The sequence below is a fragment of the Pseudomonas sp. B3(2017) genome (genome assembly GCF_002113595.1).
GTDB classification, from domain to species: domain Bacteria; phylum Pseudomonadota; class Gammaproteobacteria; order Pseudomonadales; family Pseudomonadaceae; genus Aquipseudomonas; species Aquipseudomonas ekonensis.
Window position 1 is genome coordinate 160,522 of record NZ_NEIU01000005.1, and the last position, 13,497, is coordinate 174,018.

Annotated in this window: 9 protein-coding genes; 6 read left to right on the forward strand and 3 right to left on the reverse strand. The window is 66.7% G+C overall.

The genetic code is table 11. The features are described from left to right. Nucleotides 1-288: 288 nt before the first annotated feature. Both CAG33_RS09705 and CAG33_RS09710 read right to left on the reverse strand, forming a co-directional pair. On the reverse strand, nt 289-1,626 hold the full coding sequence (locus tag CAG33_RS09705; RefSeq protein WP_085577527.1) for a lysine N(6)-hydroxylase/L-ornithine N(5)-oxygenase family protein: 1,338 nt from the start codon (nt 1,624-1,626) through the stop codon (nt 289-291). Nucleotides 1,627-1,759: 133 nt separating this feature from the next. Continuing rightward, nucleotides 1,760-2,242, reverse strand: coding sequence for a sigma-70 family RNA polymerase sigma factor (locus CAG33_RS09710; RefSeq protein WP_085577528.1), 483 nt, complete (start codon nt 2,240-2,242; stop codon nt 1,760-1,762). Between the two features lie 323 nt (nt 2,243-2,565). Between CAG33_RS09710 and CAG33_RS09715 the strand changes: the two genes are divergently transcribed. From CAG33_RS09715 to CAG33_RS09725, 3 genes are read left to right on the forward strand one after another with little or no spacing between them, the layout of a single operon-like run. Next, nucleotides 2,566-3,738, forward strand: coding sequence for an efflux RND transporter periplasmic adaptor subunit (locus CAG33_RS09715; RefSeq protein WP_085631412.1), 1,173 nt, complete (start codon nt 2,566-2,568; stop codon nt 3,736-3,738). Then, nucleotides 3,739-5,712 carry a MacB family efflux pump subunit gene (locus CAG33_RS09720; protein WP_085638131.1) on the forward strand — a complete coding sequence of 658 codons (1,974 nt, stop codon included), beginning with the start codon at nt 3,739-3,741 and terminating at the stop codon, nt 5,710-5,712. Between the two features lie 7 nt (nt 5,713-5,719). Beyond that, nucleotides 5,720-7,114 carry an efflux transporter outer membrane subunit gene (locus CAG33_RS09725; protein WP_085638134.1) on the forward strand — a complete coding sequence of 465 codons (1,395 nt, stop codon included), beginning with the start codon at nt 5,720-5,722 and terminating at the stop codon, nt 7,112-7,114. 700 nt (nt 7,115-7,814) lie between these two features. Here the strand turns inward: CAG33_RS09725 and CAG33_RS09730 are convergent. Beyond that, nucleotides 7,815-9,434 carry a PvdJ/PvdD/PvdP-like protein gene (locus CAG33_RS09730; protein ID WP_085638137.1) on the reverse strand — a complete coding sequence of 540 codons (1,620 nt, stop codon included), beginning with the start codon at nt 9,432-9,434 and terminating at the stop codon, nt 7,815-7,817. 314 nt (nt 9,435-9,748) lie between these two features. On the opposite strand from CAG33_RS09730, the gene pvdM reads away from it, so the two are divergent. Genes pvdM through CAG33_RS09745 form a run of 3 tightly spaced genes read left to right on the forward strand, consistent with a single transcriptional unit; the run spans nt 9,749 to nt 13,364 of the window. Then, nucleotides 9,749-11,119 (forward strand): pyoverdine-tailoring dipeptidase-like protein PvdM, encoded by a 1,371-nt coding sequence (gene pvdM, locus CAG33_RS09735; RefSeq protein WP_085638140.1) that lies wholly within the window; start codon nt 9,749-9,751, stop codon nt 11,117-11,119. Beyond that, nucleotides 11,116-12,405 (forward strand): aminotransferase class V-fold PLP-dependent enzyme, encoded by a 1,290-nt coding sequence (locus CAG33_RS09740; protein WP_085577534.1) that lies wholly within the window; start codon nt 11,116-11,118, stop codon nt 12,403-12,405. Before pvdM ends, CAG33_RS09740 begins: the two co-directional genes overlap by 4 nt. A 50-nt stretch (nt 12,406-12,455) precedes the next feature. Then, nucleotides 12,456-13,364, forward strand: coding sequence for a formylglycine-generating enzyme family protein (locus tag CAG33_RS09745; RefSeq protein ID WP_085577535.1), 909 nt, complete (start codon nt 12,456-12,458; stop codon nt 13,362-13,364). Nucleotides 13,365-13,497: the final 133 nt, after the last annotated feature.

Sequence of the window (13,497 nt, forward strand, 5' to 3'; positions counted from 1 at the left end):
CAACTGTCACTCGAACAAGTACCCACTGTGGGTCTCCGCTATTGATGAAAACGCGCGAAGCTTACGCCCCGGTATCTGGAGAGTAAACCCGCAAAGGAAAGTGTGACGGGGAATGTCACCGCTTTTCAGGAAGGGTTCAGGAAAGGTTCAGGTTGGGATTGCCGGGGGCCGAACGCGAGCAGGCTCGCTCCCACACCGGATCGCCGTTCGACACACCTTCCGTGTCCGCTGGAGATCCCCTGTGGGAGCGAGCCTGCTCGCGGTGACGGCCTTGAAGGCGCCGCGGTCTTAGCTGGCGGTCGCCAACAGCAGGTCCGCCACCGAACGGCTGTGCCCGCGGTGCTTGCCGTGCTCATACAGGGAACCGGCGATCTCGTCCGCCCGCACCGGCAGCACCGACAGCAGCGTGTCGCTCAGGCCGTGGCTGGCCTGGCAGAAGCCCTGCATGTACAGGCCGGCCTTGCAGCGCTCGTCGGTGATCAGGCGGTAGTTGCGGTCGACCTCGAAGTCGCCCAGGTACTCTTCCAGCGGCGCCAGCAACTGGCGGTGCAACTGGCGCTCGTAACCGGTGGCCAGCACCACGGCGTCGTAGTGGCGCACGGTGACTTCGCCGGTGGCGTTGTTGCGCACGGTCAGCTCGATGCCGCGGTCGGTGGCGACAGCCTTCTCGACGGTGGTCAGGGTGCGGAACATGTGACGGGCGACGCCCGAGACCTTCTGGCGGTAGAAGATGCCGTAGATGCGTTCGATCAGGTCGATGTCCACCACCGAATAGTTGGTGTTGTGGTACTCGTTGACCAGACGCTCACGCTCGCTGCTTTTCTGCTGGAAGATCAGGTCGGTGAATTCCGGCGAGAACACTTCGTTGACGAACGGGCTGTCGTCGGCCGGCTTCAGGGCCGAACCGCGCAGGATCATGTCCACCTGCACCGACGGGAAGGAGTCGTTGAGGTCGATGAACGCTTCCGCCGCGCTCTGCCCGCCGCCGATGATCGCAATGCTCATCGGCTGGTTGTTGACGCACGGCTGCTTGGCCATCTGCGCCAGGTACTGGGAGTGGTGGAACACGCGGGCGTCGCCCTTCAGGCCCTTGAACGCCTCCGGAATGCGCGGCGTGCCGCCGGCGCTGACCACCACCGAGCGGGCGGTGCGCACGAACTGCTGGCCCTGGACGTCACGGGAGATCACCCGCAGCGCTTCGACCTGCTGGTTGTGCAGCACCGGCTCGATGGTCAGCACTTCTTCGCCGTAGCGGCTCTGCTCGGTGAACTGCCCGGCGACCCAGCGCAGGTAGTCGTTGTACTCCATGCGGCACGGGTAGAAGGTGCCGAGGTTGATGAAGTCCACCAGGCGCCCGTGCTGCTTGAGGTAGTTGACGAACGAGTACGGGCTGGTCGGGTTGCGCAGGGTCACCAGGTCCTTGAGGAAGGAGATCTGCAGCTCGCTCTGGGTCGACAGGGTGTTGCCGTGCCAGCTGTAGTCGGCCTGCTTGTCGAGGAACAGCACATCCAGTTCGCCCTGGGTCGGGCCGCGCTCTTGCAGAGCGATGGCCAGCGCCAGGTTCGAAGGGCCGAAACCGACGCCGATCAGATCGTGAACGATGGGCGATGCAATTGCCTGTGTCATTTCCAGTGTCCTCTGGATGAACCCCAACGCAGCGGGGAGGAAGAGCCTACGTGACCGGCCGGCCCCGAGCGGGACAGCAGGTCGTCTGTTGAGTAGGAACGAGGACAGTGAAATAAAATTTAACGACGGCGGCTCAATGGGCGTCCCATTGTTTGATGCGCACCCGGCAGTGCTTCATGGCGTTGACGATGTGCTTTTCCACCAGCGCCTTGGAAATGCCCAGGTGCTCGGCGATCTCGGGGTGCGACAGGCCTTCGATCTTGCGCAGCAGGAAACTGTCGCGGCACAGCGGCGGCAGTTCCGCCAATGCACGCTGGAGCATCTCCAGGCGCTGGCCGTGGTCGAGCGTGCTGTGGGGGGACGGGGTGAAATAGCGCTCTTCGCTGTCGAGCACCTCAAGGGACTCGACCTGACGCAAGGCGTTGCGCCGGTGGTCGTCGATCACCAGGTTCAGGGCCGTGCGGTAGAGAAAGGCCCGGGGCTGCTCGATCGGCGTGTCGCTGGAGCGCTCCAGCACCCGCACATAGGCGTCATGCACCACATCTTCGGCGACCTGGCGGTTGCCGAGTCTGGCATTCAGGAAACTCACCAGCTCGCGATAGTAGTTTTCCAACATGGCTCCCCGCCGCAGCGGTGCGGTTTCTGTCCTTGGGCACACTGATCCGGGAACCCGCGACGGGCGCTAGCAAGATAGTGGCAGCTTGAGGCGCGTAATTTATAGTAATTCTCATATAGATTTAAAGTGATGTTTCACGTTGCCCGACAAATAGTCCCGTCCTATACCTGTAACATCGTGTGTCCCCGCTTAAATTCCCTCGCCCACCCCTCGTTAACAGGACAGCTCCCCGTCTCTGCCGCGCCCTGCGACAGTGTTCAGCGGTGCCCGATCCTGCGCACCCCCGTGAACGACGGGCCGATTCCCACTGGCCGGAACCCTGCATGAAACGTCCCCGCCCCGCCCGACGCGCCCTGCTCGCCACCCTTTGTCTGATCCCCGTCGCCGCCTATGCGGCCTGGCAGATGCTGCCCCCCGGCCGGGACAAGTTCGCCACCGTGCAAGTCACCCGCGGCGACATCGAAAGCAGCGTCACCGCCCTGGGCACCCTGCAGCCGCGACGCTACGTGGACGTCGGCGCCCAGGCCTCGGGCCAGATCAAGAAGATCCATGTGGAGGTCGGCGACACGGTCAAGGAAGGTCAGTTGCTGGTGGAGATCGACCCGTCCACGCAAAAGGCCAAGCTCGACGCCGGGCGCTTCTCCATCGAGAACCTCAAGGCGCAGCTGCAGGAACAGAAGGCCCAGCACGAACTGGCGCAGCAGAAGCACCAACGCCAGCAGCACCTCGCCGCCGGCGGCGCCACCCGCGAAGAAGACGTGCAGACCGCCCGCGCCGAGCTGAAGGCCACCCAGGCGCGCATCGACATGATCCAGGCACAGATCCGCCAGGCCGAAGCCAGCCTGCGCAGCGACCAGGCCGAACTCGGCTACACGCGCATCTTCGCGCCGATGGCCGGCACCGTCGTCGCCCTCGACGCCCGCGAAGGCCAGACCCTCAACGCCCAGCAGCAGACGCCGCTGATCCTGCGCATCGCCAAGCTGTCGCCGATGACGGTCTGGGCCGAAGTCTCGGAAGCCGACATCGGCCACGTCAAACCGGGCATGAGCGCCTACTTCACCACCCTGAGCGGCGGCCAGCGGCGCTGGAGCAGCACGGTGCGGCAGATCCTGCCGGTGCCGCCCAAGCCGCTGGACCAGACCAGCCAGGGCGGCGGCAGCCCCGCCAGCACCAGCAAAAGCGGAAGCGCCCGGGTGGTGCTCTACACCGTGCTGCTGGATGTCGACAACGCCGACAACGCCCTGATGGCCGAGATGACCACCCAGGTGTTCTTTGTCGCCGGCCAGGCGAAGGACGTGCTCACCGCGCCGGTCGCCGCCCTGCAGGGCAGTGCCGCCGCCGGCCTGCAAACCGCCCGGGTGGTCGCCGCCAACGGCGAGGTGCAGCCCCGCGAAGTGCGCACCGGTATCAGCGACCGCCTGAACGTGCAGGTGCTGGAAGGCCTGAACGAGGGCGATCACCTGCTGATCGGCCCCGCCGACGGCAACGGAGGCTGAATGCAGACGCCCCTGATCGAACTGCGGGACATCCGCAAGGCCTACGGCGGCGGCGACGCCCCTGAAGTCCACGTGCTGCGCGGCATCGACCTGTCGATCCACGCCGGCGAGTTCGTGGCCATCGTCGGTGCGTCGGGCTCCGGCAAATCGACGCTGATGAACATCCTCGGCTGCCTCGACCGGCCGACGTCCGGCGAATACCGCTTCGCCGGCGAAAACGTCGCCGGCCTGGACAGCGACGAACTGGCCTGGCTGCGCCGCGAAGCGTTCGGTTTCGTGTTCCAGGGCTATCACCTGATCCCGTCCGGCTCGGCCCAGGAAAACGTCGAGATGCCGGCGATCTACGCCGGCACGCCAGCGGCCGAGCGGCACGCCCGCGCCGCCGCCCTGCTCGACCGCCTCGGCCTGGCCACGCGCACCGGCAACCGTCCGCACCAGCTCTCCGGCGGCCAGCAGCAGCGGGTGTCCATCGCCCGCGCCCTGATGAACGGCGGCCACATCATCCTTGCCGACGAACCCACCGGCGCCCTCGACAGCCACAGCGGCAAGGAAGTCATGGCGCTGCTCGATGAACTGGCGGGCCAGGGCCACGTGGTGATCCTCATCACCCACGACCGCGAAGTCGCGGCCCGGGCCAAGCGCATCATCGAAGTCCGTGACGGCCTGATCATCAGTGACAGCGCCGCCGACGCCCCCGCCGTCCAGGCCGCCGCCAACCCCGGCGCCCTGCAGGCGGTGGACCTGCGCAAGCGCCTGGCCGAAGGCGCGCAAGCCAACGGCGCCTGGAAAGGCGAACTGGTGGACGCCCTGCACGCCGCTTGGCGGGTGATGTGGATCAACCGCTTCCGCACCGCCCTGACCCTGCTCGGCATCATCATCGGCGTGGCCTCGGTGGTGGTGATGCTGGCGGTCGGCGAAGGCAGCAAGCGCCAGGTGATGGCGCAGATGGGCGCGTTCGGCTCCAACATCATTTACCTCAGCGGCTCGGCCCCCAACCCGCGCACGCCGCCCGGCATCGTCACCCTGGACGACGTCGCGGCGCTGGCCAGCCTGCCGCAGGTCAAACGCATCATGCCGGTCAACGGCGCCGAGGCCGGGGTGCGCTTCGGCAACGTCGACCACCTGAGCTATGTCGGCGGCAACGACACCAACTTCCCGGCGATCTTCAACTGGCCGGTGGTCGAGGGCAGCTACTTCACCGAGGCCGACGAACGCAACGCCACGGCCGTCGCGGTGATCGGCAAGAAGGTGCGCGACAAGCTGCTCAAGGATGTCGCCAACCCGCTGGGCCAGTACATCCTGATCGAGAACGTGCCGTTCCAGGTGGTCGGCGTGCTCCAGGAAAAGGGCGCCAGCTCCGGCGACCAGGACAGCGACGACCGCATCGCCATCCCCTACTCCGCCGCCAGCGTCCGGCTGTTCGGCACGCGCAATCCGGAATACGTGGCCATCGCCGCCGCCGACGCGCGCAAGGTCAAGGAAGCGGAGCACGCCATCGAGCAACTGATGCTGCGCCTGCACAACGGCAAGAAGGACTTCGAGCTGACCAACAACGCCGCGATGATCCAGGCCGAGGCCCGCACGCAGAACACCCTGTCGCTGATGCTCGGCTCGATCGCGGCGATCTCGCTGCTGGTGGGCGGCATCGGCGTGATGAACATCATGCTCATGACCGTGCGCGAACGGACCCGCGAGATCGGCATCCGCATGGCCACCGGCGCCCGCCAGCGCGACATCCTGCGCCAGTTCCTCACCGAGGCGGTGATGCTGTCGGTGGTCGGCGGCCTCGCCGGGATCGCCCTGGCGCTGATCATCGGCGGCGTGCTGATCCTCAGCGAAGTCGCCGTCGCGTTTTCCCTGATGGCGGTGCTGGGCGCCTTCGGCTGCGCCCTAGTGACCGGTGTCGTCTTCGGCTTCATGCCCGCCCGCAAAGCCGCCCGGCTCGATCCGGTCACGGCCCTTACCAGTGAATGATCGCTTGATGAAACCACGCCTCAGCCTGTTGACCGTGTGCCTGATGCTCAGCGCCTGCTCCAGCCACGTCCAGCGTCCGGACAGCGGCCTGCAACCGCCTGCCGCCTGGCAATCGCCCCACTCCGACGCCACCGCCCGCCACGACGCGCAGTGGTGGACGCAATTCGGCAGCCCCGAGCTGGACCGTCTGATCGAACAGGCCCGGCTCGGCAGCCACGACCTGGCCGCCGCCATGGCCCGGGTGCGTCAGGCCCGTGCCGCCACGGTGATCGCCGGCGGCTCGCAGTTGCCCGAGATCAAGGCCGGGGCCAACGCCAACCGGCAGAAGCTGCTGCGCGGCAACGGCTACAGCCAGCTCGACGCCGACAACAGCAACAAGGCTGTGGACTACTTCGACGCCAACCTGAGCGCCAGCTACGAGATCGATTTCTGGGGCGGCAAGCGCGCCTCCCGGGACAGCGCACGGTTCAGCCTGCAAGCCAGCGAGTTCGACCGGGCGACCGTCGAGCTGACGCTGCTGGGCAACGTCGCCGACACCTACGCGCAGGCCCTGTCCCTGGGCGAACGCAGCCGCATCGCCGAACTGAACCTGACCAACGCCCGCAGCGTGCTGAAGCTGGTGCAGACCCGCTTCGACGCAGGCTCGGCCACCGCCCTGGAACTGGCCCAGCAAAAAAGCCTGGTGGCCGCCCAGGAGCGTCAGGTGCCCCTGGTGCAGCAACAGGCCCAGGAAGCGCTGATCAGCCTCGCCGTCCTGCTCGGCCAACCCGTGCAGGCGCTGGCGCCGTCGCCGGAACCGTTCGACCGGCTGACCTGGCCGACCATCGCGGCCGGCGTCCCCAGCGACCTGCTCAGCCGCCGTCCCGACATCGCCCGCGCCGAAGCGCAACTGGCCGCCGCCGAAGCCGACGTGAAAGTGGCCCGCGCCGCCATGCTGCCCACCGTCACCCTGACCGCCCAGCTCGGCTCGGGCGCCAACCGGTTCAGCAACCTGGTTCGCAGCCCCTTCTACAACCTGACCGCCGGGCTGGTGGCGCCGATCTTCAACAACGGCCGCCTGGGCGCCGAGCGCGACAAGGCCACGGCCCGCCAGGAAGAACTGCTGGAAACCTACCGCGGCGCGATCGTCAGCGGTTTTGCCGACGTCGAAAAAGCCCTCAACAGCATTCGGGGGCTCGACGAACAGCGCCAGTGGCAGACCGAAGAACTGAACCAGGCCCAGACCGCGTTCAACATCGCCCAGAGCCGCTACCAGGCCGGCGCCGAGGATCTGCTGACAGTGCTGGAGACCCAGCGCACCCTGTACGCGGCCCAGGATTCGAACGTGCAACTGCGGCTGTCGCGGCTACAGGCGAGCATTGCCCTGTACAAGGCGCTCGGAGGCGGGTGGCGGGCGCTGTAACTCCTGTGGGAGCCGGGGCAGCCACAAATGCCCTGCACACCCAAAAAACCTGTGGGAGCTAGCTTGCTAGCGATGAGGCCCGAACTGTCGGCATCTCTGTTGCCTGTTCCACCGCCATCGCCATCGCCAGCAGGCTGGCTCCCACAAGGGATCCGGGGCAGCCACAAATGCACTGCACACCCCAAAAACCTGTGGGAGCTAGCTTGCTAGCGATGAGGCCCGAACTGTCGGCATCTCTGTTGCCTGCTCCACCGCCATCGCCATCGCCATCGCCATCGCCAGCAGGCTGGCTCCCACAAGGGATCCGGGGCAGCCACAAATGCCCTGCACACCCAAAAAACCTGTGGGAGCTAGCTTGCTAGCGATGAGGCCCGAACTGTCGGCATCTCTGTTGCCTGTTCCACCGCCATCGCCATCGCCAGCAGGCTGGCTCCCACAAGGGATCCGGGGCAGCCACAAATGCACTGCACACCCCAAAAACCTGTGGGAGCTAGCTTGCTAGCGATGAGGCCCGAACTGTCGGCATCTCTGTTGCCTGCTCCACCGCCATCGCCAGCAGGCTGGCTCCCACAAGGGATCCGGGGCAGCCACAAATGCCCTGCACACCCCAAAACCTGTGGGAGCCAGCCTGCTGGCGATGAGGCCGGCACTGCCGACATCTACGATGCCGGCAGTGCGCGAATGAACGGTGACGCGCGGGTCAGGCCTGGCTCTGCTTGGCCTTCAGGTTGCGCGCATACCACGGCCGCTGCGGCACGCGCCGGAACAGTTCGGTGAGCTTCTTCTCGTCTTCGCCGAAGGTGATGCGCAGCGCCAGTTTCATGGTCTCCGGATCCATCTCCACCGACTTGCCCACCTGCAGCCCCGGCGTGGTGCTGCAGCCATGGGTGGTCGGCCCCAGCCACGGATCGGCCACCTCGACCCAACGCCCTTGCGCAAACCACTGCACACCGTTGACCTCAAGCCGCTCGACCTGGCCCGGATGGAAGCGCTCGTGGGCGCGGAACCAGTCCTCGACGCGGTCGTCGATCCAGCCGTGGAAATGCCAGAACACCGGGTTCACATGGGAAGAGAACGGATCGCCGAGGAAGTCGTTCTCCGGCGCGAACCAGCGGGCGGCGAAGTCGTCCAGGTCCCGGGCCAGCGGCACCGGCTGACCGTTGGACGGATCCCGCGGCACCGAGGCCCAGCGCATGTGCAGCCAGTCGTGCAGGCCCAGTTCCATCTCCGAGCCCAACTGGCCCAGGGTCAGCTTCGACAGGTACTGCGGATCGCGGTACTGCGATTCCCAGACCTCGAAATTGCTCTGGTACGTCTCGGCCGTCTTGATGTTGCTGACCCACTGGGTGTACTCGTCATCGCCTTCGGCCAGCCAGGTCGGCGGCAGCGCGGTGCCGTCGTGGTTGTCGAAGTAGCGGGCGAAGCCCTGGCGGTCACGCACCAGCTCCGGCTGCGGCAACGGGAAAAATGCCCATGACGGCAGGTCCTGCATGGAGCGGGCCGTGCCGAGCATGTGCCGGTGCATGAAGAAGAAATCGATCCCCGAGCCGTTGCGGTCCTTGCGCGGACCACGGGCGTCACGCTCCTGGTCACGCGGGCCGGGCTGCCAGCCGAGGCCGCGCAGGGCATTGCGCTTGTCCTCGGACAAGGTGTGCCACTTGTCCCGGGTCGCATGCCAGACCTGATGGAACAGGCGATGCTCAGGCGACACCAGCCAGGCCAGCAGCGTCGGGTTCAGCGGCGTGCGCTGGCGCGCCTCCGGGAACAGGCACTTGACCGCGATGAAGCGGTGATCCTGGGCCGGCAGCGCCAGCGAACGGTCCAGCCGCTGCACCGTGCCGCTGAGGCTGCCGCTGCCGGCATTGCCGAAATCGGCCCAGACCTCGTCGAGCACCATGTTCAGTTCATAGTCGACCCGCCCGCCCGCGCCGATCAGGCGCCAACTGAGCGTCGAGGCGTCAGCCCCGGCCAGGTCGCCGAGAATTCGGTAACGGGGTGTTTCATCCGAGCGCAGACGCTCCGGGGTGTCGAGAAAGCCGCACACACCCCGGCCTTTCTGACCGATGTCCAGAAACACTTCGAGCCCCTTGGGCGGCAACCCTTCGAGGCCGGCGTCGGCCCCCGTGAAACGGATCTTCCAGACCCCGCGCAGCGCATTGGCCAGACGCTGCCCGGCCACGTCGGCCACGTCGAACGACGCCTCGCCGGGGGTGACCGTCGGATCCGGCTTCGTCCATTCGCGATGCCCGAAATAGGCCGCCGGTACGGCAGCGCCGGTCAGCGCCAGGCCTGCCATGAACCATCGTCGAGAAATTCTCATTGCCCTACCTGTGTCAGCCTTGAAGCAGGCCTTATCCCAGCAAGAACGTTTGCTGCGCGGACAAATTTACGGTGCGCGCGCGAATGGGCCGCCGCACCTCCCCCCCTGTGGGAGCGAGCCTGCTCGCGATGGCGATGCATCAGCCACCTCGATGTCACCGACAGACCCTCATCGCGAGCAGGCTCGCTCCCATAAGGCCCACCGCGCCGGGCACTTCGCCGGCCAGCCTAAATTCCGTCGCCGACCGCTCGTTCTTCCCAGATAGCGAAGGCCTCTGCGCCTGCATCCCGACAGCGAACCTGACTGAGACGGCAATGACAAAACCACGTTCGAAAAAGGCTCTTTTCATCGGCCTGCCGCTGGCCCTGGCGGTCGCCGCCGGCGCCGGCTTCGCGGTCTGGGACACTTTATTCAAGGACAATCCCGGCTACCCGCACAAAGTGATGCAACAGGCCGAGGCGCTGCACGAGCACATGCTGTCGTTCGACAGCCACATCACCATCACCCAGAGCTTCGGCACCACCGGCAACGAGATCGACAAGGACGGCAGCGAGCAGTTCGACCTGGTCAAGGCCAACCGCGGGCGGCTGTCGGGCGCGGCGCTGACCATCTTCGGCTGGCCGGAGATCTGGAACGGCGCCAACGCCCCGCACCGCCCCACCGCCGGCTTCGTCGACGAGGCGCGCAACCAGCAGGAAATCCGCTACAAGATCATTTCCGGCATGGTGCGCGACTTCCCCAACCAGGTCGGCATCGCCTACACCGCCAACGATTTCCGCCGCCTGCACGGCGAAGGCAAGTTCGCGATCTTCATCAGCATGCTCAACGCCTACCCGCTGGGCCACGACCTGAACCAGCTGGACCTGTGGACCGCCCGCGGCATGCGCATGTTCGGCTTCAGCTACATCGGCAACAACGACTGGGCCGACTCCTCGCGGCCGCTGCCGTTCTTCAACGACTCGCCCGACGCCCTCGACGGCCTCTCGGACCTGGGCAAGCAGGCGGTCAAGCGCCTGAACGACCTGGGCGTGATCATCGACGTCTCGCAAATGTCCACCAAGGCCCTGGAACAGGTCGCCCAACTGAGCCGTACGCCGCTGGTGGCGTCGCACTCGGCGCCGCGGGCCATGGTCGACATTCCGCGCAACCTCAGCGACAAGGAACTGCAACTGATCAAGAACAGCGGCGGCGTGGTGCAGATCGTCGGCTTCTCGCAGTACCTGCGCCCGCTGACCCAGCAGACCCAGGACAAGCTCAACGAACTGCGCAAGCGCTTCGACCTGCCGCCGCTGCCGAACCTGGCCGTGGCCCTGATGCCGGGCGACCCGATCATCGCCGCGTGGCCCGAACAACGCTTCGGCGAGTACGCCGGCCAGCTCTACGCGATCCTCGAAGAGGAACCCAAGGCCAGCCTCAAGGATCTGGGCGACGCCATCGACTACACCGTGCGCAAGATCGGCATCGACCACGTCGGCATCAGTTCCGACTTCAACGAGGGCGGCGGCGTCAAAGGCTGGGAGAACGTCGGCGAGATCCGCAACGTGACCGCCGAACTGCTGTCGCGCGGCTACTCCGAGGCGGACATCGCCAAACTGTGGGGCGGCAACTTCCTGCGGGTGTGGGATCAGGTCGAGAAATCCGCCAGGCCTGCGCTGGCCCAGAACCGGGAAGCCGCCAAGCCATGAGCAACCGTCGCGAATTCCTGAAACAGGCCGGGCTGCTGGCCGCCGCACTGCCGCTGGGCGCCGGCCTGCCGGAACTGGCCGCCGCTGCCCAGTCGCCGGCATTGGCATCGGCATTGGGCGACAAGTGGACGCAGTTGCGGCAGCTGTTCGACCAGGATCCGGATTACCTGCACTTCTCCAACTTTCTGGTGACCACCCACCCGCGCCCCGTGCGCGATGCCATCGCCCTGCACCGGGCGGCGATCGACAAGAACCCCGGCCTGTCGATGGACTGGGACCTGGGCGTCACCGAGCAGCGCGAGGAAGAAGTCCGTGCCTGGGCCGGCAAGTACGTGCAGGCCGACGCCCGGCAGATCGCCCTGACCGGCAGCACCACCCAGGGGCTGGCGATGATCTACGGCGGCGTGCGGGTGCGCGCCGACCAGGAGATCCTCACCACCGAACACGAGCATTACGCCACCCACACCATCCTTGAGCTGCGCACCGAGCGCGAAGGCACCCGGGTGCGCAAGATCCGCCTGTTCGACGACCCGCAGAAAATCGACAAGGCACAGCTGCTGGCCACCATCGACCGCAGCATCCGCCCCGAAACCCGCGTGCTGGGCATGTGCTGGGTGCACTCGGGCAGCGGCGTGAAACTGCCGCTGGCCGACATCGGCGCCCTCGTCGACAAGCACAACCGTGGCCGCAGCGAGGCCGACCGCATCGTTTACGTGGTGGACGGCGTGCACGGCTTCGGCGTGGAAGACCTGAGCTTCCCGGCGATGAACTGCGACTTCTTCATCGCCGGCACCCACAAGTGGATGTTCGGCCCGCGCGGCACCGGGATCGTGGTCAGCCGCACGCCGGAGGTGAAGTACGTCACCCCGATCATTCCGACGTTTTCCGAAGCCGAGCATTTCTCCACCACCATGACCCCCGGCGGCTTCCACGCCTTCGAGCACCGCTGGGCCTTGAGCGAGGCGTTCAAGCTGCACCTGCGGCTGGGCAAGGCCGATGTGCAGGCGCGCATCCACGCCCTCAACAGCTACCTCAAGCAACGCCTGCTGCAGCGGCCGCAGATCGAACTGGTCACGCCGCTGAGCCCGGCGTTCTCCGCCGGCTTCACCTTCTTCCGGGTCAAGGGCAAGGACAGCGACAAGGTCGCCGCGCACCTGATGGCCAACCGGGTGGTGGCCGACGCCGTGCACCGTGACGTGGGCCCGGTGATCCGCACCGCGCCGGGGCTGCTCAACGACGAGGCGCAGATCGACCGCCTGCTGGCCGTGCTCGACCGGGCCCTGTGACCCCGCCCTTCCCGCTTCCTTTTGGCGATTTCCTTTTTGAGAGGCATGAAATGAACCGCGAACCGCGACGTTTTTCCCTGAAGGCCCTGCCGGCCCTGGCGCTGACCGCCCTGGCCGCCGCCCTCCTGCCGGGCGCCGCCCAAGCCGCCACCCCGCCGGCGCCGGGCAAGGTGTTCAAGGACTGCAAGGACTGCCCGGAAATGGTCGTGCTGCCCACCGGCACTTTCACCATGGGCACCCCGGACGATGAGGTCGGCCGCGAACCCGACGAAGGCCCGATGCACGAGGTGACGTTCGCCAAGCCGCTGGCCATCAGCCGCTTCCAGGTGCTCAAGGGCGAATGGTTCGCCTACCTCCAAGAGACCGGCTACCGCATGCCCGACGGCGACGACCGCCCGGGCCGCGCATGCAAGGCCGGGATTCCGGACTACGCAGGCAGCGACCCGCGCAAGCAGTACACCGACCGCCACCCGGCGGTGTGCATGGACTTCGCCGAGGCCAACGCCTACGTGGCGTGGCTGTCGAAGAAGACCGGCAAGCAGTACCGCCTGGTCAGCGAGTCCCTGCGCGAATACGCCGCCCGCGGCGGCACCGCAGGACCGTTCCCGTTCCCGTTCGATGAAGGCAAGGAATACAGCATCGCCAAGCACGCCAACACCTACGGCGCGGCGGACGGCTACAACTTCACCGCCCCGGCCGGCAGCTTCCCGGCCAACGCCTTCGGCGTGTACGACATGCACGGCAACGTCTACGAGTGGACCGCCGACTGCTACAACGAGAACTACGTCGGCGCACCGAACGACGGCAGCGCCTGGCAGACCGGCAAGTGCGAATTCAAGCGCATCCGCGGCAACGACTGGGGCGAAGCGCCGGTGTTCTCCCGCTCCGGCAACCGCAACGCGCTGGTGCCGACCGAGCGCGGCGACTGGATCGGCTTCCGCGTCGCCCGGGATCTGTGAGCCCGCAGCACCGCTAAATTAACCCTCTCTCCAGTCGTTCTACAGGTGGGCGCGATCCGTTGCGGCGCGCCCCCGCCCTCTTCTACGTCACCCAGGCTAAGCCGCCACCGCTGTCGGCCTTCGCCGCTTTTTC

Excerpts from the sequence above, each read along its gene's own strand:
- CAG33_RS09705 (WP_085577527.1), bottom strand. The coding sequence starts at position 1,626 with ATGACACAGGCAATTGCATCGCCCATCGTTCACGATCTGATCGGCGTC.
- CAG33_RS09710 (WP_085577528.1), bottom strand. The coding sequence starts at position 2,242 with ATGTTGGAAAACTACTATCGCGAGCTGGTGAGTTTCCTGAATGCCAGA.
- CAG33_RS09715 (WP_085631412.1), top strand. The coding sequence starts at position 2,566 with ATGAAACGTCCCCGCCCCGCCCGACGCGCCCTGCTCGCCACCCTTTGT.
- CAG33_RS09720 (WP_085638131.1), top strand. The coding sequence starts at position 3,739 with ATGCAGACGCCCCTGATCGAACTGCGGGACATCCGCAAGGCCTACGGC.
- CAG33_RS09725 (WP_085638134.1), top strand. The coding sequence starts at position 5,720 with ATGAAACCACGCCTCAGCCTGTTGACCGTGTGCCTGATGCTCAGCGCC.
- CAG33_RS09730 (WP_085638137.1), bottom strand. The coding sequence starts at position 9,434 with ATGAGAATTTCTCGACGATGGTTCATGGCAGGCCTGGCGCTGACCGGC.
- pvdM (WP_085638140.1), top strand. The coding sequence starts at position 9,749 with ATGACAAAACCACGTTCGAAAAAGGCTCTTTTCATCGGCCTGCCGCTG.
- CAG33_RS09740 (WP_085577534.1), top strand. The coding sequence starts at position 11,116 with ATGAGCAACCGTCGCGAATTCCTGAAACAGGCCGGGCTGCTGGCCGCC.
- CAG33_RS09745 (WP_085577535.1), top strand. The coding sequence starts at position 12,456 with ATGAACCGCGAACCGCGACGTTTTTCCCTGAAGGCCCTGCCGGCCCTG.